The 26,973-nt window shown below is 51.3% G+C and carries 28 protein-coding genes, 1 pseudogene and 1 riboswitch; of the genes and pseudogenes, 7 read left to right on the top strand and 22 right to left on the bottom strand.

The window, feature by feature from the left end; translation table 11 throughout:
* Positions 1-103 precede the first annotated feature (103 nt).
* The 8 genes from ACPV3A_RS31485 to ACPV3A_RS31450 all read right to left on the bottom strand — a co-directional run bounded on the left by ACPV3A_RS31485 (position 104) and on the right by ACPV3A_RS31450 (position 6,376).
* On the bottom strand, positions 104-1,468 hold the full coding sequence (locus ACPV3A_RS31485; RefSeq protein WP_194540807.1) for a nucleobase:cation symporter-2 family protein: 1,365 nt from the start codon (positions 1,466-1,468) through the stop codon (positions 104-106).
* Between the two features lie 39 nt (positions 1,469-1,507).
* The gene (locus ACPV3A_RS31480) at positions 1,508-2,077 is read right to left on the bottom strand and encodes a xanthine phosphoribosyltransferase (RefSeq protein ID WP_009593434.1); all 570 of its coding nucleotides are present in this window, start codon (positions 2,075-2,077) and stop codon (positions 1,508-1,510) included.
* A 147-nt stretch (positions 2,078-2,224) separates the two neighbouring features.
* Positions 2,225-2,325: riboswitch (purine riboswitch) on the bottom strand.
* Positions 2,326-2,487: 162 nt separating this feature from the next.
* Positions 2,488-2,676: a hypothetical protein gene (locus tag ACPV3A_RS31475; RefSeq protein ID WP_426203633.1), complete on the bottom strand. Its 189-nt coding sequence runs from the start codon at positions 2,674-2,676 to the stop codon at positions 2,488-2,490.
* A 160-nt stretch (positions 2,677-2,836) separates the two neighbouring features.
* On the bottom strand, positions 2,837-3,934 hold the full coding sequence (locus ACPV3A_RS31470; RefSeq protein WP_426203632.1) for a metallophosphoesterase: 1,098 nt from the start codon (positions 3,932-3,934) through the stop codon (positions 2,837-2,839).
* An 85-nt stretch (positions 3,935-4,019) separates the two neighbouring features.
* Positions 4,020-4,325 (bottom strand): hypothetical protein, encoded by a 306-nt coding sequence (locus ACPV3A_RS31465; protein ID WP_426203631.1) that lies wholly within the window; start codon positions 4,323-4,325, stop codon positions 4,020-4,022.
* A gap of 2 nt (positions 4,326-4,327) precedes the next feature.
* Positions 4,328-4,525 carry a hypothetical protein gene (locus ACPV3A_RS31460; RefSeq protein WP_426203629.1) on the bottom strand — a complete coding sequence of 66 codons (198 nt, stop codon included), beginning with the start codon at positions 4,523-4,525 and terminating at the stop codon, positions 4,328-4,330.
* A gap of 35 nt (positions 4,526-4,560) precedes the next feature.
* Positions 4,561-5,457 carry a TrmB family transcriptional regulator gene (locus ACPV3A_RS31455; protein ID WP_426203627.1) on the bottom strand — a complete coding sequence of 299 codons (897 nt, stop codon included), beginning with the start codon at positions 5,455-5,457 and terminating at the stop codon, positions 4,561-4,563.
* Between the two features lie 97 nt (positions 5,458-5,554).
* Positions 5,555-6,376, bottom strand: a complete 822-nt coding sequence (locus ACPV3A_RS31450) for a zinc ribbon domain-containing protein (protein ID WP_426203626.1) — start codon at positions 6,374-6,376, stop codon at positions 5,555-5,557.
* Positions 6,377-6,753: 377 nt separating this feature from the next.
* On the opposite strand from ACPV3A_RS31450, the gene ACPV3A_RS31445 reads away from it, so the two are divergent.
* A complete protein-coding gene (locus tag ACPV3A_RS31445; RefSeq protein WP_216532632.1) occupies positions 6,754-7,122 on the top strand; it encodes a hypothetical protein in 369 nt (122 codons plus the stop codon).
* 204 nt (positions 7,123-7,326) lie between these two features.
* On the opposite strand, the gene ACPV3A_RS31440 is transcribed toward ACPV3A_RS31445, so the two are convergent.
* From ACPV3A_RS31440 to ACPV3A_RS31430, 3 genes are all read right to left on the bottom strand, one after another.
* The gene (locus ACPV3A_RS31440; RefSeq protein ID WP_194540800.1) at positions 7,327-8,205 is read right to left on the bottom strand and encodes a M15 family metallopeptidase; all 879 of its coding nucleotides are present in this window, start codon (positions 8,203-8,205) and stop codon (positions 7,327-7,329) included.
* Positions 8,206-8,394: 189 nt separating this feature from the next.
* On the bottom strand, positions 8,395-9,132 hold the full coding sequence (locus ACPV3A_RS31435) for a hypothetical protein (RefSeq protein ID WP_426203623.1): 738 nt from the start codon (positions 9,130-9,132) through the stop codon (positions 8,395-8,397).
* A gap of 70 nt (positions 9,133-9,202) precedes the next feature.
* A complete protein-coding gene (locus tag ACPV3A_RS31430) occupies positions 9,203-12,304 on the bottom strand; it encodes a DEAD/DEAH box helicase (RefSeq protein WP_339295513.1) in 3,102 nt (1,033 codons plus the stop codon).
* 312 nt (positions 12,305-12,616) lie between these two features.
* On the opposite strand from ACPV3A_RS31430, the gene ACPV3A_RS31425 reads away from it, so the two are divergent.
* Positions 12,617-12,829, top strand: a complete 213-nt coding sequence (locus ACPV3A_RS31425) for a PLDc N-terminal domain-containing protein (RefSeq protein ID WP_194540797.1) — start codon at positions 12,617-12,619, stop codon at positions 12,827-12,829.
* Between the two features lie 243 nt (positions 12,830-13,072).
* Here ACPV3A_RS31425 and ACPV3A_RS31420 read toward each other — a convergent pair whose 3' ends face one another.
* The 3 genes from ACPV3A_RS31420 to ACPV3A_RS31410 form a co-directional block, all read right to left on the bottom strand.
* Positions 13,073-14,362, bottom strand: coding sequence for an ABC transporter substrate-binding protein (locus ACPV3A_RS31420; protein WP_071222082.1), 1,290 nt, complete (start codon positions 14,360-14,362; stop codon positions 13,073-13,075).
* 143 nt (positions 14,363-14,505) lie between these two features.
* A complete protein-coding gene (locus ACPV3A_RS31415; RefSeq protein ID WP_194540796.1) occupies positions 14,506-15,342 on the bottom strand; it encodes a carbohydrate ABC transporter permease in 837 nt (278 codons plus the stop codon).
* Positions 15,342-16,223 carry a carbohydrate ABC transporter permease gene (locus tag ACPV3A_RS31410; RefSeq protein ID WP_071222084.1) on the bottom strand — a complete coding sequence of 294 codons (882 nt, stop codon included), beginning with the start codon at positions 16,221-16,223 and terminating at the stop codon, positions 15,342-15,344. Before ACPV3A_RS31410 ends, ACPV3A_RS31415 begins: the two co-directional genes overlap by 1 nt.
* A gap of 152 nt (positions 16,224-16,375) precedes the next feature.
* Between ACPV3A_RS31410 and ACPV3A_RS31405 the strand changes: the two genes are divergently transcribed.
* The 3 genes and pseudogenes from ACPV3A_RS31405 (at position 16,376) to ACPV3A_RS31395 (ending at position 20,631) form a co-directional block, all read left to right on the top strand.
* Positions 16,376-18,160: a sensor histidine kinase gene (locus ACPV3A_RS31405; RefSeq protein WP_220686636.1), complete on the top strand. Its 1,785-nt coding sequence runs from the start codon at positions 16,376-16,378 to the stop codon at positions 18,158-18,160.
* Position 18,161: 1 nt separating this feature from the next.
* Positions 18,162-19,676: pseudogene (locus ACPV3A_RS31400) on the top strand (response regulator); the annotation flags it as partial.
* A 190-nt stretch (positions 19,677-19,866) separates the two neighbouring features.
* On the top strand, positions 19,867-20,631 hold the full coding sequence (locus tag ACPV3A_RS31395; RefSeq protein ID WP_220686638.1) for a tryptophan-rich sensory protein: 765 nt from the start codon (positions 19,867-19,869) through the stop codon (positions 20,629-20,631).
* Between the two features lie 142 nt (positions 20,632-20,773).
* Here the strand turns inward: ACPV3A_RS31395 and ACPV3A_RS31390 are convergent, their stop codons facing one another.
* From ACPV3A_RS31390 to ACPV3A_RS31360, 7 genes are all read right to left on the bottom strand, one after another.
* Positions 20,774-21,154 carry a RidA family protein gene (locus ACPV3A_RS31390; protein WP_071222088.1) on the bottom strand — a complete coding sequence of 127 codons (381 nt, stop codon included), beginning with the start codon at positions 21,152-21,154 and terminating at the stop codon, positions 20,774-20,776.
* Between the two features lie 68 nt (positions 21,155-21,222).
* On the bottom strand, positions 21,223-21,897 hold the full coding sequence (locus tag ACPV3A_RS31385; RefSeq protein WP_220686639.1) for an NAD(P)H-binding protein: 675 nt from the start codon (positions 21,895-21,897) through the stop codon (positions 21,223-21,225).
* A 246-nt stretch (positions 21,898-22,143) separates the two neighbouring features.
* On the bottom strand, positions 22,144-22,419 hold the full coding sequence (locus ACPV3A_RS31380; RefSeq protein WP_426203614.1) for a hypothetical protein: 276 nt from the start codon (positions 22,417-22,419) through the stop codon (positions 22,144-22,146).
* A 32-nt stretch (positions 22,420-22,451) separates the two neighbouring features.
* Positions 22,452-22,655 (bottom strand): CsbD family protein, encoded by a 204-nt coding sequence (locus ACPV3A_RS31375; protein ID WP_071222090.1) that lies wholly within the window; start codon positions 22,653-22,655, stop codon positions 22,452-22,454.
* A gap of 246 nt (positions 22,656-22,901) precedes the next feature.
* The gene (locus ACPV3A_RS31370) at positions 22,902-23,117 is read right to left on the bottom strand and encodes a twin-arginine translocase TatA/TatE family subunit (RefSeq protein ID WP_071222091.1); all 216 of its coding nucleotides are present in this window, start codon (positions 23,115-23,117) and stop codon (positions 22,902-22,904) included.
* Positions 23,118-23,207: 90 nt separating this feature from the next.
* Complete coding sequence (locus tag ACPV3A_RS31365) at positions 23,208-23,762, bottom strand: RidA family protein (RefSeq protein ID WP_071222092.1); 555 nt, start codon at positions 23,760-23,762, stop codon at positions 23,208-23,210.
* 19 nt (positions 23,763-23,781) lie between these two features.
* On the bottom strand, positions 23,782-25,386 hold the full coding sequence (locus tag ACPV3A_RS31360; protein ID WP_194540790.1) for a flavin monoamine oxidase family protein: 1,605 nt from the start codon (positions 25,384-25,386) through the stop codon (positions 23,782-23,784).
* A gap of 277 nt (positions 25,387-25,663) precedes the next feature.
* On the opposite strand from ACPV3A_RS31360, the gene ACPV3A_RS31355 reads away from it, so the two are divergent.
* Positions 25,664-25,915, top strand: a complete 252-nt coding sequence (locus tag ACPV3A_RS31355) for a MerR family transcriptional regulator (protein WP_071222093.1) — start codon at positions 25,664-25,666, stop codon at positions 25,913-25,915.
* Positions 25,916-25,938: 23 nt separating this feature from the next.
* Positions 25,939-26,709, top strand: a complete 771-nt coding sequence (tatC, locus tag ACPV3A_RS31350; protein WP_426203609.1) for a twin-arginine translocase subunit TatC — start codon at positions 25,939-25,941, stop codon at positions 26,707-26,709.
* Positions 26,710-26,861: 152 nt separating this feature from the next.
* Here tatC and ACPV3A_RS31345 read toward each other — a convergent pair.
* A partial coding sequence (locus ACPV3A_RS31345; RefSeq protein ID WP_426203510.1) for an IS3 family transposase occupies positions 26,862-26,973 on the bottom strand: 112 nt, incomplete at its 5' end.

Genomic DNA, 26,973 nt, shown 5'->3' with positions numbered 1-26,973 from the left:
GGAAGATTTTCTTACGAAATACGGAGGGTTAGCCTCTGAAATTGTTGTTTTTATCAACTAAAAAGCAGCCGGAGGCCATCCGGCTGCTTTCAGTGGGCATTGGTTATGCAGCATGCCCTTCTGCGGTATCACCTTGCTCTGTATGAGTGGGCTTCGTATATTTCAAGCCGTTAAAGATCAGGTTCAGCACAATCGCGGTCAAGCTGCCGGCCACGATGCCGTTATCGGCAAGAATGCGCAGGTTGTCAGGCAGACTTGCGAACAGACCCGGTACGGTTGTCACACCAAGGCCCATGCCGACGGAACACGCAATAATGAACAGGTTCTCGTGACGGTTAAGGTCTACTTGATCTCCTAACATCCGAATACCGGAAGATACAACCATGCCGAACAGGGCTACCATGGCCCCACCGAGAACCGAAGTCGGTACAAGCTGCGTCATGGCGGCAATCTTCGGAACGAATCCGATCAATACAAGCAAGCCGCCAGCCACCACAATCACGTCGCGCGTCTTCACGCGGCTCATCTGAATCAGGCCCACGTTTTGAGAGTATGTGGTATAAGGGAACGAATTGAAAATACCACCTACCACAATCGCAAGACCCTCTGCACGATAACCACGGGACAGATCCTTGGAGGTAATGTCGCGATCCACGATTTTGCCAAGCGCCATAAATACGCCCGTCGATTCGGCAACACTGACAATCGCAACCAGAATCATTGTCATGATCGGAACGATCTTAAACTCCGGCGTGCCAAAATAGAATGGCTGCGGAGCACGGAACCAGCCGGCTTCGCGCAGCGGGGTTAAATCCACTCCACCGTAGAATGCGGCTACCACGGTGCCGAGAATGAGACCCAAAAGAACGGAAATCGAACGCAAGAAGCCTTTGGCAAAACGATTCATGATGATAATGAAGGCTAGAACGCCGAAGCCAAGGGAAATGTTAAGCGCGCTGCCAAACTCATCCCCTGCACTTTGCCCACCACCAAGGTCAGTTAAAGCTACGGGGATCAGCGTCAAACCGATAATCGTAACAACAGAGCCTGTAACGACAGGCGGGAATACCTTAATCAGCTTACCGAATAAACCGGAGAATAGAATGACAAATAAACCGGAAGCGATAATCGCTCCATAAATAGCCGACATCCCGTGCTGCTGTCCGATAATGATCATCGGACCTACGGCCTGGAACGCGCAGCCAAGCATGACCGGAAGACCGATGCCGAAGTATTTGTTGCCGAATACCTGCAGCAAAGTAGCGACCCCGCACGCCAGCAGGTCGATGGCGATGAGATACGTCAGCTGCTCCGTCGTTAAGCCGAGCTGCCCGCCAACGATAAGCGGTACGATGATTGCCCCTGCGTACATTGCCAATACATGCTGCAAACCCAGCGAAAAGGTTTTGCCCGGACTCCGATTTTTATCGAAAATCGGTTCTTGCACCGCTTGTTTCTGTTGTTCCATGGCTTCTTGATTCCCCCCAATAAATTGTTAGCTTTCGTTCTATGCGAATGTCACTACGCCATCTTCAAGTGATGCAATCCGTACGAGCGATTCTACCCGATAACCCGCTTCGGCCAGCAAACGTCCTCCTGGTTGAAACGCCTTTTCAATAACGATCCCGATGCCTACCACCTCTGCACCCGCCTGCTCTACGATTCGGGCAAGCCCGAATGCCGCCTCGCCGTTAGCAAGGAAGTCATCCACGATCAGCACTTTATCGCCGGGCTTGATGAATTTCTTCGCGACCGTAATTTCGTTCGTCTCCTGCTTGGTGAAGGAGTACACCTTCTCCACAAATATATCCTCACGGAGGGTCAGCGACTTCTGCTTCCGTGCAAAGATAAGAGGCACTTCCATCTCAAGAGCGGTCATAATGCCGGGCGCGATGCCGGAGGATTCAATGGTCAATACACGAGTTACGTTCGCTTCCTTAAACAATCGTGTAAATTCCTTACCTACCTCTTTCATCAATACCGGATCCATCTGGTGGTTCAGGAACGAATCCACCTTCAGTACCTGTCCGCTTAATACAATGCCTTCCTCTTTCACCTTGTTCTGCAGTAATTGCATGATGCTCCCCCTTAAATTTGTTTACATTCCAAGCAAAAAAGCCCACTTCCTCCTTTCACCGAATCGCCGGGAAAGAAACAAATGGGCATAAACAGCAAAAACGCACCTTGAGCCATAGAAGTCAAATGGGATTGACCTGGCTTGTCCGCTGCTGCTGCTATAACCCGTAGTCCAATCATTTCCGGTGATCGGGTAGAGACATGCAGGCCAATTCCTGCACCTATACGAGAAAATGTATGATCTGTATACCTTAGAATGCTTACGTGTAAATGTAATATTTCCGAATGAATGAAGTATAACGCATTCCCTATGAAAAAATAAAGTGAAAATTTACGGAAATAATAAACTACCGGTCAATTAAACGAAAAAAAGCCGCCCCATAAGTTTCATGGGACAGCCTTCCTAGAGCATTAACTTGCAAGTATAACTTCAATTATCCATTCCAGAGGATCACCAATGGACTGGGGTACATCGCCGCTTACATCAACGAGCCGGATTCGAAGCGTATATGTTCCAACATGAGCTTGCTGCCAGCGGAACAGGATATCACTCCCATTCCCTTCCAGATCCATGTCCCCGGCCGTTAAACCTGCGTTCATCCGAGCACGGAATCGATCGCAACCCGTTTACCTCCCTACACTCAATGTGTATATCTAGCAAAGATCATACAATAATCCGATCCTTTCTGGATACAACATTTCCACAAAATATCTGACATGAAAAAAGCCACCTCACAGGTGGCTCATCCCTCAATATCATCTATTGAAATGTAACATGGATCTGTACAATTTCGGAGCGGGAACCCAGACGAATCGGAGGTCCCCAGAAACCGTAACCTGAGGACACGATGGAATGCATCCGGCCTTTTTGCAGATAGCCCCAATCATTCTCGAACATGGCCTGCGTAATCAGATGCGCCGGGAATACCTGCCCGCGGTGCGTGTGCCCAGAAACGATAAGGTCTACGCCCTGCTGCTGTGCTTCCTCCAGGGCATTCGGCTGATGATCGAGCACAAAGATCGGCTTGGATAGATCGGCCCCATCCATGATCGTGGACAACTCGGCCCGCTCCTGATCCTGTTTATCCCGTCTGCCAACCAGCGTCAGGCCCTCGACCGTCAATTTCTCATCATACAGCACGGTCATGCCGCTATGTTCAAGAGCCGCGATCAGTTCCGGCATTTCGCCTTCGAATCGGTCATGATTGCCAAGCGAGGCATACACGCCATACTTCGCCTGGATACCGGTCAGGATCTGATCGATCCCCTGACTTAAATAGGCATCCAGATCGTCATCGATGATATCGCCAGGGAACAGTACCAGATCCGGCTTTAAGTCATTAATCTCCTTCACCATACGCGCAGCGTGGGCTTTACCTGACAGGACGCCGAAGTGCATATCGGACGCCATGACAATATTCAGCTCCTCAATTGTGCCGGCGTCCTTGTCCACGTGAATATCATATGCACGAACCGTTGGACTGTAAGCATTAAAAGAACCGAAGCCGATCACAACGACCAATAGCACCAACACGATAAATCCCGCCGCCTTCTTCAGGCCCTCTCTTCGCAATGCCGTCAATCTTAGCAGCCACAGCATGATGTGCATCAACGGGAGCAGGATGATCAGGACATAGAAAATAGCCATCCAATACGATCCTATCACGCTCAGCACCGTGAGGTTGCCGAAGAACCGTCCTGAAATAAACGATGTCGAAACAACGGTCAGCACAATTATGTATATCCATTTGAGCACAATGGACGGGCCCGGTTTCATCCAGCTCCATACGCTTCGGCCTATATAATAAACAAGCAAGCCGTAAATCAATAATGCTGCGATTCCTGCAAAAATAAACATCTCCATCCCCTTCCGTACATCCATTATAACAAGCGGATTTCACGAATCCCAGCGGACGTCAGCGGAAGGCAGATGGGTTTATTCGTTACAAGCCCGTGCGCTGTTTAGGCAGCAGCTCGTTCAGCAGCGATTTCAGATTGCGGTCTTCGGTATATTTTTCTTGACCCATATCGAGTTCGTTCACACGTATATAAGTATAACTTTCCGCGGGATGTTCCGGTTTAAATAGAAGTTCATCCTGCGGGTCAGGTACCACCTTATACTCCATTTCATGAAACATATCGAGCAGCTGCTGACCTGTAGGATTCTCTCCTTTATCAACAAAAATCAATCCTCGGAGCTTCTTGGGTCCTTCCTTATGTCCCACTGTAAAATGAACGATGCATTCCATGCTCATTCATCCCCCTTCTCTTGGTTGTCATAATTGCGATTAAAGACCGCTTCATTCATACTCTTGCCAGCTGCAACTTTCATTCCCGCCTGCCTGCGGATCTTAAGCAAATAAACGCCAAGATAAATCCCGGCGTTCCTTATCTTTATGTTTATTACATTGTACGATGAACCATGATGCCTAACTGTGATAAAAGTCACTTCTGGGTGAGCCTCCTCATGTGCCAGTCGGAACCCTAGGCCGTATTACGATTGCTATCCCCGTCCATTGGGCCAGAATCAGCTTCATACTCCGCGCCCGATTTCGATTCCGCAGCCTGGTCATCCTGTGCTTCAGCGTCGGCTTCCGCATTAAGATACTGGCTCTGAATCAGACCAAAGTGCTCTCCATAACGGGCTTCCAACTGCTCACCCATATCCTGTTCAAGCTGGAACAATACCATCTCCTGAGTAAAATGGTGCAGCAGCAGCTCCGCCATTACCGGATGCTCCGTGATGACCGCCCCTGTATCATATTCCCCGCCGCGCATCCCTAGTATGCACCACTGCCGGTCTACAACAAAGGAGAATTTCCGGCCGCCTCCCCGGCGCTCCGCAAGTCCGTTCCACCCAGACCACGCCAGCGTTCTTGAGAGACCCTGGTCCGGGCCGTCACAAGCCCACAGCACCTTGACACCCCTAGCCTCCGCCTCAGCCAGCGGTTCACGCAGAAGCGAAGCTTCTTCACGCCAGACGTCAACCACGATCTCCTGTTTCGCTCGCTTCAATTCCCGGACGAGCACATCAAGCACCGCCTGATCTCCCTCCATACTAAGGAAGGGAGCGGCCGTGCCGCTTCCTCGCGGCAAGCTCTTCTCAACAAAAGCGAGTGATGCCTCCACACGGCCGGATATCATCCGCGTCAATTCCTCCGGTTTCAGCGAACGGTAACGGACGGGTTCCCCGTCCATTCGCTCAAGTGCCCCTTGCCGCTCCAAACGCTGCATGGCTGCATAGACATTAGAACGCGAAGCTCCAAGTCGTTTTGCCACTTCATAACCACCCGCCGGCCCATACTCGGCAAGGTCTACCATAATTTTCGATTCAATCTCCGTAAATCCCAAATTCCGCAAATGATGCAGCAATTGTTCCATAATATTAGTCCTCCCAAGATGCTCGAACGCTTGCTCTATCATTCACACTGTCTTATTAACACTCGCGCAAGGGCATGATCGTCCGAATCCCTATATCTTAAATCTGTTCAGCTCCACAGCGCGGACACCATTTCGAGCCTTTTGGCAGGTCGACACTGCAAATCTGGCACTTCACCATATCGCGCGTCGCCTCATCATCACCAACATAGTCCTGACTTTGGTTATTCTCCTGCCAGAAACGAATGCGGCGGTCCAGTTCCAGCTGCCGCTCCCGCTCCCGCTCAAGTTCTTCCCAGTGACGGCGCTCCTTCTCCTGCTCTTCCTGCTCGATACGCAGCTGTTCCCGATCAACCTCAGGTTCAGAGAGATCCATTTCCTCGTGCTGCCGTTCCGGCTCCGGCTCGTACATGTCCGGCTCGTATGGATCCGGATTCGAACGGTAGTCGTAGGTAGGCAATTCATCCTGTTCCTGTTGTTCTTCCGCCGCTGCATATTCATGTTTATCAAACACGATCTTACGTTCAGGCTCCCTCGGTTCGTCCGGTGCTGACTTCTCAGGGTGTATCAAATTAGCAAGCTTGTTTCCGCAGTACGGGCAGAAATTCGCATCCAGCGCGACCACCCGTCCGCATTCACAGACCCGCTCATTCTTGAGGACCGCAATGCGGTTCCGAATCGCTTCGATTTGCTCCTGCAATCCATCGCAGGTTTGCGCAAGCTCAACCATTTCTTTTTCTGCCATCGTCATGTCCTGAAGTCGGTAGCCCTCATAGAACACTTTACCCATCTGTAAGTAATATGAGTTCTTCTGCTGTTCGATTTCGGAAATTTGGCTGTTGAGTTTATTCACTTCCACCACGTGCTGCGCCTTTTCCGTTGCGCGGTTGGCTCCATCCTTAAGCTTTTGTAAAATATTCATCTATGAATCCTCCTCTTTCTCATATCCCGATTGACCGGCAGGCCGCCGGCACATTGTCATTATCACTTCATTAAGGTTATTAACGATTTTTAACTAGCCATAAACCGGCCATCCCATATTTTTACCGTTCGCATACTACTCGATGTGATGATCCATGCTCCTCATCGTCCAGTATACTGCCGCCATGGTGATTCTATCATACCAAATTCCTTGCCCCATGTGAAAAAGGAAGCCCCTTCCAACTGCACGGCTGATTCAACCCGGCCCCGAACGTGTATATGTTTAGAAAACTGGACAGTACAATGCCGGATACTGTCGGCCGCAGCCGCATCCTATTCCGTGCAGCCCTTAGCTGCCGAAGACTGGAGGGATTTAATATGACAAACGATAAAAAGACGTATTATGTTTCAGTCAATCACAACCTGATCCAGGATGTGCCGAACGATTCGAACGAATATGTCGTATATATGGATGATGAAGAGGTCTCAAAGCTGAGGGGGCTGCTCTATGAAGTCAGCAGCAGCGATCGGTATGCGTTTAAACGCACATTCGTCCCTTACAAGTCGGCAGATCATGACGATGCTGCCGAGCAATACGATGAACGAACGATCAACCTCTACCACTTTCTCCATGAACATGGGGATGAACGCACCCGAAAAACCATTGAAGACATGAACATCATCGGCAAGCTGACTGACACCGGCTACGATGATCCCGGTTATGAGGACTCGCCATTAAATAAGTAAAGACTATCAGAATGGTAAGCCTCTGAAGTGTATGCTTTCTTATCTCTTAAAATACGAATGAATCCCGGAGCCAAGCCGCCCCGGGATTCATTCGTATAACAAGAACATCGCCCGGTCTTGCGCAGGTCCTGTTCTACTTTATAGATTCGCAAGCCGGGGTACAAGGATAAAAAGTCCCGTTTATCCTACGACTATTAGCACAGCTTACAGTTTAATGTTCGCCTCATCGAAGTATTCCTCCAGCGTCAAGCCGCTGTCGGCAATATCCGGCGCCAGATCCTTGCCTACATAACGGATATGCCACGGCTCGTATACATAGCCGGTAATATCCTCGGCCCCTTCCGGATAACGAATGATAAAGCCGAATTCCGGCGCGCGTTGCGCCAGCCACTGCCCTTCCTCCGTATGCCCGAACGCTTCTTCCAGCGCATTGCCTGCGCTTGGGCTGGACACGTCTATCGTAAGGCCTGTCTGATGCTCACTCGTACCCGGCACCGCACTTACACGATTAGCCTCGGCTTCCCCTTTGGTACGAACATTGTTCTCGTATATCGTTTTTTGACGGGCATAAGAACGGTATCCCGATACGGCCCGGAGCTCGATGCCGTCTGCTTGGGCCGCAGCGAACAATTCCTCGAGCGCATCCGCCGCTTCTTTTCTCAGATGCCGTTTTTCGTGCGGCTCATCAAAAGAAAATGGAACATCCGGCTCCACGAGGTCACTTGGTTCATATCCATCCGGCAAGCTGCGCTGCTTGTTCACAACCACCGTCATCGCCTCTGCGTTGGTTACAACCTGCTTGCCGCCGCTTTCCTGGATCGTGGCCTGAAGCGCATTCTCGCTCCGCTTTGCCATGACCGGATCCGCCGGCTGATTCTCAGCCCCAGTCTCTTCATTGCCCGCGCCGCCCTCAGGAAGCGTGTTTCCTTCCTGACCCTCAGCCGGCGACTGCAATTCCTGACCCTGTTCCTTGCCGGAACCGGCATCATCCGATTGGCAGCCTGCCAGAATGGCTCCTGCTAACAGCAAGGATGACAGCATTGCGCTTGTAAATCGTGTTCGTTTTCCCGAAAATGCATTCATCTATGGCTTCTTCCTTTCCCACGGTTTGTCCTGCATCCATTGTACATTAATCAGAATGAGCAGAACAAACGGGCGGCTGTCGAAACATCCCGGATAATCTCCGTTTACGTCAAATATCCGGCAGATTGCCCCGATTTATGGCGCCGTATCTATCAAATTCATTACAATTCTGTGATGGATTGGTAACCCTTACGGAGACTTCAAGCTGCGGCGCTTCTGCTCGGCTTGCTTGGCCGCGCTGCGGGCAATCACGCTGAGCGCTTTGGACGCGCCGCGAACGCCTGGCAGTAAGCTTGTCCAGTCGCCGACTGGGCCCAGCTGATCTGCCGGAGGCGGCGGTGACAGCTGCACCGCCAGCTCGCTAAGCTGCGGGCCGGGCCGGTGCAATCGGCCCTCGGCCGCCGCTTCGGCCACCCATTCGCCCGGAGAAGGGCCGGAAGGCACCTTCTCCTTCGCGCGGGCGGCCTGCTCTGCGGCAGAGCCGCCTACCTGCGGCGGAGCTGCTTTGGCCCAGGCGCCAAAGACGCCGGCCAGCAGCGCTTCCCGCGGCAGCCCCAGCAGCGTCAGCTGCTGGAGCGGCTCAGCCGCAAGCCGCAGGGCTGCGGCAGCCAGCACGGCTGCGGCGTGTCCGCAGGCCGCTTGGCCGCAGGTGCAGCGGGCAGAGGCGGCCGGCTCTTCGCCCTGCAGGGGGGACGGCGCCAGCTCGGCCAGCCAAGGGGCGTCCTGCCCTGCAAGCAGGCGGTACAGCGCCTGCGGGTCTTCCTCCAGATAAGCCAGCACGGCCTCGCGGGCAGCAGGGCTCAGCGTCTTTACCTGAACGCTGACCTCATAGCTCCCCGATGATTCGGGCGCTCCATCCACTTTCCCTTTTAACCATCCGGGTTCGATCACCAGACCGGTCCGTTCGGCCGATTCCGCAGATTCCATAACCCACACCTCCTTGGCGTCCATTTTTGTATGCCTTTTTACGCTGCTTCACACGCCGTATGCAATCCGGTTACATCCAATCCTGCTCTTGCAGCTCAATCAACTGGCGCAGCTCACCGTCCGACATTTCCGTCAGCCATGTTTCGCCCGACCCGACCACCTGCTCGGACAACGCCTTCTTCTGTTCAATCAGCTCGTCAATCCGTTCCTCCAGCGTTCCCTGAGAAATCAGCTTGTGCACCTGAACGTTGCGATGCTGGCCGATCCGGAACACACGGTCCGTCGCCTGATTCTCAACCGCCGGGTTCCACCAACGATCATAGTGGAGCACATGGTTCGCACGGGTCAAATTCAGACCTACGCCCCCGGCTTTTAACGACAGAACAAAAAACTCGGTCCCCTCGCCTGCCTGGAACGCCCGTACCATCTCATCCCGCTCCCGTTTGGGCACCCCGCCATGAAGGAAATACGGCTCCTTCCCGTATTTACGCCCAAGCATGCTTACCAGCAATTCACCCATGCCTACATACTGGGTAAAAATCAGCGCGGATTCTCCAACATCCGCGATGCTGTCGAGAATTTCAAGCATGCGCTCCATTTTGCCCGAGGACTCCGCACGCACCGCACGTCCTTCGTCACGTCGAAGCAGCTGCGGATGATCGCATATCTGCTTCAGCTTGGTGAGGGATGAAAGCACAAGTCCCTTGCGCGCCATGCCCGTCCGGCTTTCGATCTGTCCCATCATCTCATCGACAACCGCTTGGTACATCGCACCTTGAACCTCGGTCAGCGGGCAATACGATTTCAATTCCAGTTTCTCCGGCAGATCCTTGCGGATATCCGGATCGCTCTTGAGTCTGCGCAGCATGAATGGAGATACGAGCTTATGAAGCTCGCGGAATCTCTCCTGCTGTCCCTCTCCCGGCGCATATCGCTGACGGAAGGCGTTAAAGGAGCCGAGATATCCCGGATTAAGAAAATGAAAGATCGACCAAAGCTCCGCCAAACGGTTCTCCACCGGCGTTCCGGTCATGGCAATGCGGTGAGGCGCGGATAATTTCATGACGCTCTGCGCCTGCTTCGTCCGGTAATTCTTAATATATTGTGCTTCGTCAAGCACCACACTCGACCACTGGATAGCGGATAAATCACCGCCGTCTCTTCCCGCCAAATGATACGTGGTCAGCACGATATCATGATTGGCTGCTTCCTGCAGGAAGTCTTCTCCACGCAGACGTCGAACGCCATGGTGCACATGCAAGGTCAGATCCGGTGCAAATCGCTGGATTTCCCGCTGCCAGTTACCCAGAAGCGAAGTCGGGCAAATAATCAGCACCGGACCGCCAGCCGATTCCGTATTGAGACGCTCTAATAGACAGGTTATAACCTGTACCGTTTTTCCAAGTCCCATATCGTCGGCAAGGCAAACACCAAATCCCAAATCGCGCATTACGCTAAGCCACTGGTACCCCCGTTCCTGATACGGCCTCAGTTCGCCGTGAAGCGAGGAAGGAATCGGGCGAGACGGCAGCTTCCGGGCCGTTTCGCCATCCAGTAAGGAGGATAGCAGACCGGTTGTCTCCACTTCCTCGATAAAGAGACCTTTCCACATGCGCTCTCCATCCATATCCGCGCTAAGATGCATCCATTCCGCAAGCTCCATCTCGCCCTTCTCATGGCGCTTCATGAACCGCAGCACTTGGTTGATCTCCTTCAGATCGACCTCAACCCATTCCCCGCGGAACTGGACATAGGGCAGATTCTGTTCGGCCAGAAACTTTAATTCTTCGCGCGTCAGGGATTGGCCTCCCATCGCTGCGGAGATTTGAAAGCTGACCAGATGCTCCATGCCGAGCACCGGCAGAGGATGCGCTTCGCCGGATGGTCTTGCATCCGGCATCATTTTGAGGGATAAGCCGACGCGGCGGCGCCCTTCCCTGCTCCATCGTGAAGGCATTTGAACCGTGACTCCGCTTGCCGTTAATTTCGGAACCGATTCCTTCATAAATGTGGACAAGCGGTCAAGCGACAGGGACACGCTCTCGGGAGCACGTCCGTACAAGCCAGCGGCCAGCTCCGGTGCCAGCTCTGCCGCTTCTCCCAGCTTCATCAACAGCTGCAGCTGAACCCTAGAATACATCCGTCCGCGGATCAGCTGATCGGATTCCGGATTTCCCCAGATGCTGCGGACGGGCATCGATAAGCCTTCATCCTCCTGACTGCGTGCCCAGAAGGACACCTTCCAGTCCTTCCGGCTCTCATCCAGGGGCGGCTCAAGCCGCAGCCCAAGTCCAATGGTCCCGTTCTCGGGAGGCTGATCCTCCCCGCTGTCATAAGGAAACGCCGTCCCTCCAACACGTTCAACGGCTTCCTCCAGCTCGCTCACTTCCTCCGCCGTCCCTTGAATGGGAATGTCCCGACTGACGGTCAACAGGCTGTTCCACCACAGCTCGGCCAGCGGAGATTGTCCCCGCCGGTAGTTCGCCAGATAGGTCCGCAGCTTATCCTCCGATTCGCGGACAGCCGCCCGGACTTGGCTGTCGATCACGCCGCACAGAAAAGAATACAGCACAATAGCCCCTGCTTCCTCACGAGTAGAAGGATCGAATCCGGCAAGAGCTGCCGGCGTCCCAATCGCAATGGGCGGGATATTCGCTGCCAGCTGCAGAAAGCGCGCGCCATCCTCGGCAGACAGCTGCGGCTTCCATACCGCCTTTATATTTTGCATCGTTGTCCGACGCCTGCCTACGGAAGGCACCTCGGCCGTCCCTGGTGCAAACTTCCCTTGCAGGAGCAGCTCCAATGCGAATCTGCTCGCTTGTACCCAATATTCCATTTCTTCACCAACGCTTAGTCCCTGAGTCTGGTAATACTCAGGATCCAGCGAGATCAGCAATTGAAATGCGTCTCCCGGTGTCAGAGCAAGCCCTTCCATCGTCCGTCCGCCAAGTGTCTTCCGTTCCGGACGCCGTGCGCTTTTCGATCCGAGAACTTTGGCCGGATATCGGAGCTCGGCAAGCCGGAGGGAAGCGTTAGCGAAGGGACGGATTCCATCCGGTCTGCGAAAGGTACGGACCACGCGGCTCCAAGCATCCACTCTCGGTTCCGAAACCTCACCGGAAAAACAAAAGAATACATCACCTAACCATACGCCATAGAGCGGTTGATTCATCGTTGTCTCCCGTCTTTTCCTGCTTTATAGATATTATTACTATCTTATACGATAGCTTCAACATTTCAAAACGATGCGAAATCGTTCTCACGCCAAAATAACGTCAACCTTTATCATACCATGTATTTACTATTTCGTAGTGATCTATGTATTGTAGATTTCTCCTATATAGGTTAATAAAATATCCGTAATCTTATGCAATCTCCGGTTACCGCCAGCAGGAAAACCCCAAATTTTTTCGTTTTTATGCGACCCTAATGCCGATCGACCGTATGTAGATCATACAATTAGAGTTCGGGAGGGTATTTCATTATGAGTTTTGTTGGCGTTGGTATTATCGGAATTTTGACATTATTACTGGGATTATTCTTCTTCCTTCTTCACATTGCCGTCTGCGTATGGGGTTATAATGACGCCCGGCGAAAAGGCCGCAGCCCTGAATTTGCGATTCTGGTTGTGCTCGGCTTGTTGTTCTTCCCTGTTGTTGGTCTCATTATTTATTTGCTGATCCGAAATCATTATTAGTCATAAACATGCTCCGCTGCTTCTTCCCCTTAGCCACGGGGCATGCTTATCAACGATAAAGACGGTGCCACAAAGCTATTACCAATAAATAAAAAGGTCGAAGCACAGCGCTCGAAATGAGTCTGTCTCCGACCTTTTATAATGCATAAACTGTTTTGATGACTCGATATTCCCTTAGGGACAGCCCCAATTACGTCAATGGATCATTTCGATGGCATAGCGCTATAAGCGCCACCCTCGTGGTTACTTCGCTTTCAAGCTTTCCCATGATTTCTGAATGCCTTCGAACAATTGGTTCTTGTCCACATTGCCTGCCACATAACCTTGCATCTGGCTGCCGAATTCATTCATGCCGCCGTCAGGGAATTTGTTGAACTCCCAGCTGAGCGCTTTGTTCTCTTTGCTGTATTTCATGACATCGTTCCCCAGATCGCCAAGCGTCTCGCTGTTTGCTTCGATGCTGGTCAGTGCAGGGATGAACTTGAACTCTTCCGTAATGTAACGTTTACCGGTCTCCGAAGTGACGAGCCAGTTCAGGAATTCCTTCGCTTCATCCTTCACCTGCGATTTGTTGTTCACGACCCAGTTGTTTGGCACGCCGATCGGAAGTTTGTCATTCTCTTCGGCATTGTCATTGATCGGCATCGGCAGAAGGCCGATGTTCAGATCCGGATTGATGCCGTCGATCTGTACTTGCGTCCAGTTCCCGTTCTGGGTCATAGCCGCTTCACCGCTGGCAAAGGTCGTGATTTCCGTGTTGTAATCCGTCGTCAGCGGGTTCTTCTGGCCGTATTGGACGGTGAGGTCGAACAGTCTCATCCATTCGTCGAATTTCGCGTTGCCAACCAGCTTCTCCGTGCCTTCATTCATTCCTTTAACGAATGCATTCGGATCTTCCTGATGGGCGAACGGAATGTTCAGCAAATGGTTGGCCAAAATCCAGGTCTCTTGGTAACCGTTCACGAATGGCGTAATACCGGCTGCTTGCAGTTTTTTGGCTGCTTCCTCAAGCTCTGTGAGCGTCTTAGGAAGCTCGGTGATTCCCGCTTTTTCAAACAAATCTTTATTGTAAATAAATCCATAACCCTCGATCGTCATCGGTTGTCCGTACAGTTTACCGTCTTTGGTCATAGGCTCTTTGGCAACGTCAACAACATCCTTCACCCATGGCTGGTCTGAGAGATCCTCAACATTCTCGAACCACGTTTCAAGATCGCGGTATCCGCCAACGTTGAAAATGTCCGGCTCGTCGCCGGAAGCGAACTTCGCTTTCAGCGCCGCGCCATAATCCGAACCGCCGCCAACCGTTTGAATGTCCAGCTTAATGCCGGGATGCTCTTTTTCGTATTCGGCTTTCAGTTTATTCAGAGCCTCGGCGATTTCGACTTTAAATTGAAAAATCTTAATCGTTTTCGTTCCACCCTCGGCACCACCATCAGCGCCTTGATTGTCCTCATTCTTGCCGCCGCAGGCTGCAAGCAGCGTAGAGAAAGCCAGAACCATGACCAGGAGCAGCTTACCGTATTTCTTCATTGTGAATCCTCCCTTTTTTTCTTCTATAAGGATCGTGTACTGCATTTGTTGATAGCGTTTACTTTTCCAGTATAATCAACCTTTTTTCGTTAAATCAGGGATTATATTGATCTGTGAGGGGGAAGGAATTGACCGATTGACAGCTATCCCTTCACCGCTCCTTGCGTAATGCCCTCAATGATGTATTTCTGCATGGCCAGGAAGAAAATAATGACCGGCATGATCCCCAGCACCAGCGCCGGCAGAGCCAAATCCCACTGCTTGGTATATTGCCCAAAAAAGGCGAAGGTAGCAATCGGAATGGTCCGAAGATCTGCGGACTGCAGGATCAAGGATGGCAGCAGGTAGTCATTCCATATCCATAGGGTGTTCAGGATGATAACCGTAACGAACATCGGCTTCATCAGCGGGAATACCACCCGGAAGAATACGCCGTATCCGCTGGATCCATCCACGGTTGCGGCTTCTTCGATCTCCATCGGGATCGATTTCACGAAGCCATGGAACAGAAATACGCTTAGCGGAACTCCGAAGCCCAGGTAACAGATAATGAGCCCGTACAAGCTGTTGTTAATGCCCAGCGTTGCCGTCACTTTCACGAGCGGAATCATGATCGATTGAAACGGAATGACCATCGCCGCCACAAACAGTGCAAACATGATCCGGTTAAAGCGCGTGTTCCGGCGAACCATCTGATACGCGGTCATCGCACTTAACATCGCCAGCAGCAGATTGCTGGCTACCGTAACGACCAGCGAGTTCCAGAACGCCTGCGGGAAATTGGTGATATCCCACGCCCGTGAATAGTTGCTCCATTCAAGAGTGGTCGGGAGTCCTGCCGAGTCCGTCAACAGATCACCGAAGGTTTTGACGGAGTTCACGAACAGGAAGTAGAACGGGACCAGGAAGAGCAAGGCTACGATAATCATGATGATCTCCGTGGCCATGGTGTTCAGCCGGTATTTTCTCGTGGTCTCCATTACGCTTCAACCTCCTTGCTCTTCGTGAATCGAACTTGCAGACTTGTTATGATGGCAACCACGATGAAGAAGATGACCGCTTTCGCCGTTCCGAGCCCGAGACGGTTATTCGTATACGCCTCGTTGTAAATATTCATGGCCACCGACTCCGTGGAGCCGAACGGTCCGCCTTTAGTTAAGGACAGGTTCAAGTCGAACATTTTGAATGACCAGGAAATCGCCAGGAACAAACATACCGTAACCGCTGGCATAACGAGCGGAATAATGATGGACCGCAGTACCTGCCCTCTGCTCGCGCCGTCGATTTCGGCTGCCTCCAGAATATCCTTCGGCACGTTGTTGAGCGAGGAAATGTAGATGACCATCAGGTAACCGGCCGTCTGCCATACGAAAACGATTACAATTGCCCAAAAGGCAGTTCCCTTCGTACCGAGCCACGGCAGATTGAAGAATCCGAGGTTGGTGGCATTACCGATCGCCGCAAACCCTTTGACAAAAATAAACTGCCAGATAAAACCGAGCAGCAGGCCGCCGATGACGTTAGGCATGAAGAAAATCGTCCGGAGCACGTTCCGTGTTTTAAGCGGCTTGGTCAGGAAGTACGCCAGTAAAAATCCGAGCAGATTCGTAAGGATGACGCCAAGCACCGTAAACCGGGTTGTGAACCAGAAGGCATCACGGAATTTATCATCATTGGTAAAAATGGTAACAAAATTATCAAAGCCGACAAAGTCGATTTTGCTTGACACGCCATTCCAGTTCGTGAAGGAATAATAAAGACCCAGAAGGAACGGAATGATCATGATCAGGATGAAAAAAATAGTGGAAGGTCCCACGAAAAGAAACTGCTGCAGCAGCGCCGAAGATTTTTTTCGATTCATCCCTTGATCTCCCCTTTTCGTTTAAGTTGTTGTATGATGTATAGCCATTATGCGGTAACCTGTAAACAATAAACACGGAGAATCATGAACCGTTAGGTGTAAAATATTGACCATACGCGATGCCCATTCCATAACTCAGGGGGTGATCCTATATGAAATACCGCAGCATCCAGACCCGGCTGATCACATTCATGCTCGCCGTCACAACCATTCCGCTTCTGCTGTCGCTTTACATTACGTTTACGCATACCCGCGAGTCCGTGAAGGAGCAGACGGTGGATGAAAATATACGGCTGATTTACCAAGGAGCCACCAATCTGATGAACTATTTGCGCGTCATCGACCGCGCCTCCCTGTCCGTATATTCCGATCCCCATTTTTTGCGCAATCTTGCCCTGGATCCCGATAATCACCGGGTGGTGGCCGAGCTGTATACGACCCTGCAGGCCATTCAAACGGGCACGCAGGACGTGCATCAAATTTATCTGCACAATCATTTGACGGGACAGTCCACCCAGATATCCAGCAATTTGCCTCGCAGGGAATTCCGGCAGGCCCCTTACCGTAAAATAGAAGAATTCGGCCCGGGCAATACGGCCATCGAGCCCGTCCATCAGGTGCACAGTTACGGGTTCCCTCCGCGGCCTGCGGACATTCTGAATTTTGAAGTTTTCACCTTCTATCGCTCCATCACCAACGTACCGTCACCCGACCAATATGCCCTTATGGCGATCGATGTGAAACTTGACAGTATTTTGGCCATTTGCGATCAACTGTATGCCAAAGGGGAAGAACAGCTATACTTGATTGATGACAAGGGAAGCGTCATCTACAGTCCGGATCCGCAGCAGCGGGGGCAACGTCTGGACGACCCTGTGCTCATGGGCGAAATCGCTCAAGCGGAAAATGGTTACTACGATGGCAGAGACGCGATGATCGTATATGAGAAACTCGATTTGCCTTATGCGCCCTGGACGCTTGTCAAACAAATTCCGCATCAAACGCTGTACAAGCATTCGACAGAACTAACGAGCATTAATGCGATTATTGCGATTTTAGCACTGTTCATTGTCATATTCGGCACGCTATGGATATCCATTCGGATTACAAGACCCATTAAACAACTCACAAGCTATATGAATCAGGTGAAAACCGGTCGGCTTGACGTGGATATTGACGTAACAAGCCCGGACGAGATCGGGATTCTCTCCCGCCGCTTCCGAACGATGATGGACACCATCAACAACCTGATCCTGCGTGAGTACCGGCTGGAAATCGCCAATAAGACCAATCAGCTGAAGGCACTTCAGGCGCAGATTGATCCGCATTTTCTGTACAATTCGCTCCAGTCGATCGGTACCCTGGCCCTGCAGCATAATGTGCCGCGGATCTATTCCCTGCTCTCATCGCTGGCGAATATGATGCGCTACAATATGCGCAACAGCGAGGGCAAAGTGACCCTGCAGGATGAGATCAACCATGTGCGGCTGTATCTTGAGCTGCAGAAGCAGCGGTTCCGTGACCAGCTGGACATCACATGGGATTTGGATCCCGAGAGCCTTACGACTCCGGTTCCGAAGATGATCCTGCAGCCGATAGTTGAGAATTATTTTAAGCATGGCATGAATACGCACGCCGGCGTCGGCCATATATCCATATCTTCCCGCATCGCGGAAGATCGCCGCTTGATCGTCATCGTTGAAAATAACGGGTCCTCCATCGAAGAAGCCGAGCTCGCTTTGATTCGCAGCAAGCTTGCGACCGCTTACGGCCACCCTGACCGGAACGATGCCGGCAATGAATCGATTGGGCTCTTAAATGTTTTGATGCGATTGAACTTATACTCCGACAACAAGGCCGGATTAACGATAGAGAATGTAATACCACACGGCGTCAAGGTCACGCTCGATATCAACGCATGGGAGAGTGAACAGTAGAATGAGAGTATTGATCGTAGATGACGAACAGCATGTGCGGGAGGCTATAGGGCTTCTGGCAGACTGGAAGCGGCATGGCATCACGGAAATTGATCAGGCCGCTGACGGGGAGGAAGCGGTCCGCTTAATCGAGGAGAACAAACCGCAAATTGTCATGACCGACATGCGAATGCCCCGCAAAAACGGACTGGAGCTGCTTACCTGGCTCCATACTACGAAACCGGATATTAAAGTGCTCGTCATTAGCGGATATGATGATTTTGAATATGTGCGTCATACGATCCGTTCGGGAGGCATTGACTATATTCTCAAGCCCGTTGAACCGGACAGCTTGAACGAAGCGCTGGCCAAAGCGGTTCAAACCTGGCAGCTCGAGGAAGAGAAGCGGCAGCAGATTACTAACCAGAATATTGAAATGAATCAGATGGCCCCTTTCTATATGGACCGCCTGCTCTCGGATCTGGTTAACGGCTACGGCAACAGGGACAGCGTGGTTTCTCAATTGCGGAACCGGATGACGCTGCCGGCAACCGGCATGATCTATAACGTTGCCGTCCTACGCGATGATCAATTTGACGAAGCTTTGCTGTCCAAATTCCGCAACAGGCGCCATCTGCTATCCTTCACGCTCATCAATATTTGCAATGAGCTGTTGATGGATCAGGGGGTTGCCTTTCGACATATCGACAAGCCCGGGGAAATCATGATCCTCTGTTGGAATCCGCGGCTTCCCTTTAACGACGTACTCGATCGAATCAATGACGGGTTCTTCTCCACCCTTCGCAGGCGGAGCCATTTCGGTGCCGCCAGAGCATGCGCCTTTCCCGATGATCTGCCGAAGGCTTATCTAAATGCCGTCCAAGCTTTGTGCAGCCGCAATCTATTAACCGGCAAATCCCGTATCCATCGCGAACGCGCCGTTGAAAGCGAAGGCTCGCGCACCCTTCGGCTCTCCTCCTACGAGGAGAAATTCAAACTGGCCGCGCTTAGCGGGAGCAAGGAGCGCATTGAGGCAGCCACGGAAGAATGGCTGCACGATGTGAGAGAGAGGGATCTCGTATCGCCGGAGCATCTGGCGAGATGGAATTCGGAGTGGGACTGGATCCAGTATCATTGGACGGAAAATGAAGTGAAAAGCACGCAGGAGCCCATCGAAGACGCTGAAATCTCGCAGGACCTCCCTTCCCCGCTTCCTTACAGCGAGGAGGGAATGATCTGCTGGGATCGCTGGCGCGAGCAGATCAGCGGAAGGCTGTATGCAGCATCCCGGGTTCTTACCCAGATTCATTCCAAGGACAGTCACATCATTCATGATATTGCCCACTATTTGGAGCAGCACTATCATGAGGAGATTTCCCTTCAGCAAATTGCGGGGAAATTCTTTCTTAGCAGGGAGTACATTTCGCGAAAATTCAAGCAGGAATTCGGCGTAACGTTATCGGATTTTCTCGGGCGGATTCGTATCGACAAAGCCAAAACGCTGCTGCTCAATCCCCAGATCCGGATCGCCCAAATCGCGGAGATGGTTGGTTACCAGGATGAGAAGTATTTCAGCAAAGTGTTCAGAGGGTTTCACGCCCAACGAATACCGGAAGAAACCTATGAGTTAAGTGAAGGGGCGGTGCCCCTTTCTTGGCTGCTGGCTCGATATTCATTCTTTTGGGTATATTCTATATATTCCAGACTGATATCAGGAGGAGATTTTATTGTACCGCAACAACCCGTACCGCTGGTGGAATCTGCTGTTTTTCGCCGGTGTAATTGCCGTGAATGTGTTATCAGGCATGCTGCCGCTTGGCGGCAGAACAACCGGGGAGATATCAGATATGTATTATACAGCGATCACCCCCGCAGGATATGCCTTTTCCATATGGTCCGTCATCTATGTGCTGCTGTTCTTTTTTGTCATCTATCAGCTGCGTCGCGACACCGGAAACCGCGATTCGGTAAAATCCATCGGTCCATGGTTTATCCTCAGCTGTGTATTCAATATGGCATGGCTTATTTTGTGGCACTATTTGTATATTGAATGGTCTGTCGTGGTGATGTTCCTGCTGCTGTTAACCTTATGGGTTCTATATGCCCGCACGCATACGATCGACTATCCGACGTCAGGGGAAAAGTTTTGTCTGAAATTGCCGTTCAGCCTATATATCGGCTGGGTATGCCCTGCCTTTATCGTCAACGTCGGAATCGTGTTTCAGAAGAATGACTGGAGCCTTTTCGGCCTGCGCGAAACCACTTTGGGGATTGTGCTGCTCTGCATCGGTGCATTACTCGCCATATGGATCGGCCAGCGTTACCGGGACAGCATCGTGCCGCTGGTCTTCACCTGGGCTTACATCGCCATCGCGGCCGAGCATCGGGAGACCGACAGCATTTTAATGACCGCCTTTGTACTCTCTATCGTCCTGTTTGTATATGCCATATGGCTCTTCTTTACCCGCAATCGGAGAAGATCGCGATATTAAACCGAGCCTTAACGAAAAGCTTCCCTTGCTCGTCTATGAGATTAGTTCGCACCCTTTTCAATATCGTTAAAATTCAATAGAGCATAAAAAAGGGAGCTTTGCCTGCATTGGCAAAGCTCCCTTTCACATGGGATCATATCGCTTATGGCTTAACGGCGATGACTTCAATCTCAACCAGTCCGTCCTTCGGCAAACGAGCAACCTCAACGGCGCTGCGAGCAGGGTAGGGCTCGGAGAAAAAGCTGCCGTACACTTCGTTAACCGCTGCAAAATCATTCATATCCTTCAAGAATACGGTGGTTTTCACCACATGGTCGAGGCTTGTCCCGGCTGCTTCAAGGATCGCCTTCACGTTGCTAAGAGACAGCTTCGCCTGCTCCTGAACTCCCTCGCCGAATTCACCCGTTTCCGGATTCAGGCCGAGCTGGCCTGAGGTATAGACGAATCCGTTGATTTCTACAGCTTGGCTGTAAGGCCCGATAGCTCCCGGTGCTTTGTTGGTCGATATGATATGTTTACTCATGGTCTGTCACCCTTTCTATGTATTCCTATCTGTGTACATTGTAATCTGCCAAGGGTGCTCTGGCAAATTTATTCAGCGGCCTCGCCGAGAACATGAATGACTTCATTGGTGTATACATGGTGGCCTTTCATATCCGTTAAGCCGATATTCACCATCGATCTGGCTACTTTCCGCGCTGGTATGGCCCGGTATGGGGCCAGCTTCGGACCTTTGAATGCAAAGTCCAGGGAAGTCATGAGAACAGATGCCACCCGCTCTCCAAACCGCCGCTCGGGCCGCTCGCCCAGCAATAATGACGGTCTGAACAGATGCAGCCCCCGAAAGCCAATCCCGGCCAGCTTTTCTTCAACCTCACCCTTGGTGCGAAGATAGAAATTACGAACCTTCGGATTAGCGCCTGCGGAGCTGACCGCCATAAATTGTCTCACCCCGTGCCGCTTAGCCAACTCCGCTGTCTTGATGACATAATCCACATCCACTTTACGGAATTGCTGCTGGGACCCCGCTTTCCTGATCGTGGTTCCCAGGCAGCAATACACGCTGTGGACGCCAGAAAAAGCATCGCTGTATCGATCCAGTTGATCCCATTCCACCAAGATGGGCTTCAACTGGGGATGCGTTATATCAGGAAGACTTCGTACCAGCACGCGAACCTCTTCAAGCTCCTCGCGCCCCAGCAGTTCTTCGGTTACCATACGCCCCACAAGCCCTGTAGCCCCGACTACGAGTGCAACCATTCCCACCTCGCCCCCTCCCTCCGTTCATGATATAAAATATGAATGACATGAAAGGCCTCTGCAGCCCCCGCTCTTCTATGCAGCACGAAGCATTCTCCGCCCTAAATGGGCTGATCAAACTTCCTTTTGACCTCATTCTACACCGCATCGGACCCAAGTCAATATGACTTTTCAAATATAAAACTCACATGAATTTCCCATGGCTCAGGGCCTGGACATCCAAGCTTAAAAAAGGCAAAAAAAGAGCGCAAATCAGGCTCGATTTGCACTCTTTCTCCAAGCGGTTATGAAGCTGGTCAGCGGTTTCCACTCCCTGCGGAGCCAGCCGGAGGATTCGGCAGTTTCCTCCGCCAGTAGCCCCGCGGTGGAAGATGCCGCCTGCTGACTGTCTCTGACAGGGAGAACTTCCTCATTCATCATCTCATAGTATCCCAAATGATAGGTGCTGACCATGTCTCCGTGTAAGGTAAACACCTTGCCGTCACGAATATCGATCACCTTGCCGGTCACAACCCGGGATTCCAACATGATTCGTTCTGCCTCCCTTATCGTCCTTTAGACTAGTCGCGGTATCTTGCACTCCAATCGGTATATTCACGCTCCGCCGCATCCTTCGTATGTCCGTAACGTTCCTGCAGCTTGCCAACCAATTTATCCTTCTGGCCGTCGATCACATCGAGATCGTCATCCGTCAATTTTCCCCATTGCTTCTTCGCTTCACCCTTCATCTGTTTCCATTTCCCTTTAAATACGTTGCTATCCATAATATCAGCTCCTCATAGAGTAATGAATGATGAAATGTAGAATTGCCTGTACTTGTGTATACCCCTCAGAAGTTTCTCTGAATCCTGGCAAAGGATGTCATCGCGAAGTTTCAGTCCTCGCATTGATCTCAAAGTCCAAACATTCAAAAAAGCTGTCTCCATGGGCTACAGCAGCTCCACGGGACAGCTTCATTTGTACATACATATCCAATCTCATAGTGCTGAGGGCTGGATGAAACGGCCTGATCACCCTTTCAGTTTGATGACCGCTCCCTCCCTTTCCCTCTCCTTGCCCTTTTCCTCTTCTTTATCTTCCCCAACCAAGTCTCTGGCGGAAGCTTTGAATTCAGACAACGTGCGGCCCACCGCCCGCCCAAGCTCCGGCAGCTTGGAAGGACCGAACAGAATGAGCACGACAATCAGGATCATCATCAATCCGACAAAGCCGACATTTTGAAACATAGAACCCAACTCCTTTAATATGTGATGGTGACCGTTCATTTGTAAAAGCCAGCGCTATTCGATCAGCCGACTACGTGGAACAAGAACAACTTACTTTTTCTTATCCTTGCCAGGGTATACCGCTACGGCTTCAATCTCAATTAACCAATCGGCATTCACGAGGCTCGCTACTCCCACGGTAGAACGCGCAGGCTTCACGGGATTCTCCTTCGTATTGAAAAACTGGGCGTATGCGTCAAACCAGCCGGTATAATCAAAAGCTCCGTTCTTGGCTGCATCCGGGGTTAAGTATACTCTCAAATAGACGACATCCTTCATCGTCAGCCCCTGCTCCTTCAGCTGTTTCTCGATCTCCTTCAGGATGCCGATTCCTTGGGTTTTGGTATCGCCATAGCGCTCATAAACCGTCTTGCCATCCTTGTTCAGCAAGGGCGGAACCGTCCCGCTTGTATAAAGATAGGAAGCCCCTTCGGGTATGATAACCCCGCTGGAAATAGAGGATGTGGGACTGCCGTAAAATTTCGGGGCGGGTGAAGCTTTGGTCGGCTTCTTATAGGCGGAAGAGCTGTCGGCATACGCGGCGGTTACACTCACCGCACTGATCAGCATGGCCAGCGCCAGGATCGTCTTCAGTTGATTTTTCATGGAATCGTCTCCTTTCGATTTACGCTTTCATTACGCGTTGATGGATGTCGGTTACGACCTCCCGGGCGGACTCAATGGCCCCTGCTTGCCAAGCCGTGATGTAGCTGATGTGCTCCCCTGCCAAGTAAATACGGTTATCCGGCTTGCAGAGGGTAGGGTAGTAGGTTTTCCTGTCGTTGGCGGAATAGGATACCCAGCCGCCTTCCTGGTATTTAGTCTTTTTCCAGTCGATGGAGAAGGATGCCTCGAACTCCTTCGGATACTGTGGATGAATCTTAGCGCCTTGCGTTAGTGCAAGTCGCTCGCGTTCGGCATACGACATGGCCCCGATTTTATCGGCAGTGCCCCCGTATGCATAATAACCAAGCAGAATCCCCTTCTTTCCAAAATAGTCTGTCGGCGGATAGTAGATTTGCGTAATGTCCATATTCGTCAAGCTGCTGCCGCCATATAAATATTCGTCTTCTTCCCAAAAGCGCCGTTTGAACTGCAGGCCGATTTTACCTGCGGAAGCGTAACCGACGCTGCTGATCGCTTTGGACATCTCCGGCGAGAAATCGGCCGGGATCTTCTTCAATACCGTCAACGGTATGGTGCAGATGCAATAATCGCCGCGGATTTCTTGCTCTCTGGCGGAATTGCCGTCCGTGTACACGATCCGCACACCGGAAGAGGACTGGCGAATTTCCTTCACCTCTGCCCGGTACTTGATCCGGTTGCCGATTCTTTTCTCAAATGCCTTGATGATGGCATCCATGCCGCCTACGGGATGAAACATCATCATCTGCTGGTCGTAACCGTACTCGTTGCTGAAATATTTGCCGAAGCCGGAATTGATGATCGCCTTCAAATCGAATGGATCCCGGAGCACACCGGCATCCAGGCGGCTTCCCGGCTCATCCTTATACCCGCCGCGCTCGGATCCCTTGTAGAACAGATCCGGATTCAAATCGCCTTCGGCCCTCAGATAATCCACCAGCTTCAGCTTCTCTTCCGCTGTCAGCGGCAGATCCAGCGCATTTTGATTCACGGCTTTGGCCAACATCTCGGCCACGTAACCGCGCACGTCGGCTTTGGCTGCACGCTTGGGGACGCGCTGCCCGGATAAAGCCCCCACGTTCTCGTTATAGTAGTAGCCGCTCTCATTCACATTGTTGAATGGCTCGATGGCTACGCCAAACTTCTTGCAATAATCCAGCGTGACGTGAAACTGCGGAATCCGCATCGGGCCTGCATTGAAGTGCAGCCCGTTATCAAAGCGGGAAGTCTGACGGCCAAATCCGATCTCCGCAACGGAGGTTCCTTTGCGGATCGTCCAATTGCGCCCGCCGGCAAAGCTTTTCGCTTCCAATATCGTGCAATCGTAACCTGCCAGACCAAGCTCATACGCTGCCGTCAAACCCGCGATTCCTGCGCCGAGAATAATAATCTTTTTGCCGCCGCGGCCGCTTAGAGTCAGGTCATTTTTTCCGGGAGGCATATATTCTGCTGCTTTCAACGTTTCCGGCGTAAGGAGCCCCATCGTACCCATCAAGCTGAAGACGGCGACAGATCCACCCACCTTGCCAACAGTCGTCAGAAATTGCCTCCGGGTCATCTCTTTTGGTTGTCCTTTTGTAGCCACCCTCGTTCACTCCTTCGCTAGTTTGTGATTGGATTCATGAGCCGATCTTAGCAGAGAAAACAAAGTTTGGCTTAAATTTTGTTAGGTTTTCTTACACGGTTTTTTTATTTTTGAAAAACGATTGCTTTTTTTCCTTCTTTTTCATAAAATCATGTCATAAATCCTTCCGAACAAAATGAAATCGCCAAAATTATTGCCGTTTTATCTTCTTCGTTTTTAATCCCAAGCCAGGAACAATAGCTCAGGGTTAACAATACTTACATAGGAGGTAAAGATTATGGAGAGTAAGGTGATGAGTATTGGGGTTGTTTGCGAACTGACCGGCTTGACGGAACGTCAAATTCGGTATTACGAGGAACGAAAGCTTATATTTCCGGAGCGTACGAAGGGAGGAAATCGTCGATATTCTTTTGAGGATGTGAAAAGCATCCAGGAAATCCATCAAAAAATGCAGGAGGGATTTAATACATTTGAGCTGAAGGAATTGAACAAAACGAAAAAACAGCGCTGCACGCCCATCTTCCGATGATGACCAAAGGAGTGACGAAGCCTATGGAGTTCAAGGGTACCATGACGCTGCTTGAGCACATCGCCGAACTTAGAAAACGGATCCTGCTGGTAGCTGCCGTCTTCATCCTGAGCATGGCGGCAGGCCTGATTGCCGCCCCCCATGTGTTATCCATGTTAAAGCATCACTCACCGGCCTTTCAGGTAACCTGGAACGTGTTCTCGCCTTGGGACGGACTGCGCATCTATATGAGCATAAGCATCGTATTATCGCTGCTTCCTACCCTGCCGTTTGCCCTTTATCAAATATGGCTGTTCGTCAATCAGGGACTGAACAACCGCGAGCAGAGAGCGGCCCTTCGGTTTATCCCTTTCTCCGCGTTATGTTTTCTTATAGGGGTTGCCTTTGCGTACTTTGTCGTTTTTCCGATGAGTCTTGCTTTTACGACAGGAATCAACAGTCAGATGGACCTTGTCGAAACGTACGGCGTCGCCCAGTACTTCGGATTCATGTTCAATATCATCATCCCGCTCTCCCTTGCCTTCGAGCTCCCCGTTGTTGTCCTGTTTCTGACGCGAATAGGCATATTAAGCCCGGCTATCCTGCATACGATGAGGCGGTATGCCTACGTCGTTCTGGTGATCATTGCGGCGCTGATCTCACCGCCTGATCTCGTATCTCACCTGATGGTTGCCATCCCGCTCATCGGTCTGTATGAGATCAGCACATGGCTGGCAAGCTGGATGCATCGCAAACAGAAGCATGTGAAACATGAAGAAAGCACGGAAATCGATACGGCTCACCAGATGATCTAATTTCCGTATTCACTCCTCGCCGACTCTCGAAGCAGCCGAGTACCCATTTATTGGCTGCCCTGAGGGCAGTGATATTTTAACGACAGGCGCACAAAAAAGAGGCCGTTTACCTGCATGGTCAAGACCCCATTTTGTGGACATTGGAAAAACACCTAAGCTGCAAACTGGCGTCGGTACTCTACCGGCGTCAGTTTGTTTAATTTCCGCTGCGGTCGTCTCTGGTTGTAAAATCGTATGTATTTTTCAATTCGGTTTTGTGCCTCT

The organism is Paenibacillus sp. Dod16 (genome assembly GCF_049893405.1).
Lineage (GTDB): Bacteria > Bacillota > Bacilli > Paenibacillales > Paenibacillaceae > Paenibacillus_AQ.
The sequence above is the reverse complement of the archived record's forward strand: the minus strand, read 5'-3'. Positions and strand labels throughout refer to the sequence as shown.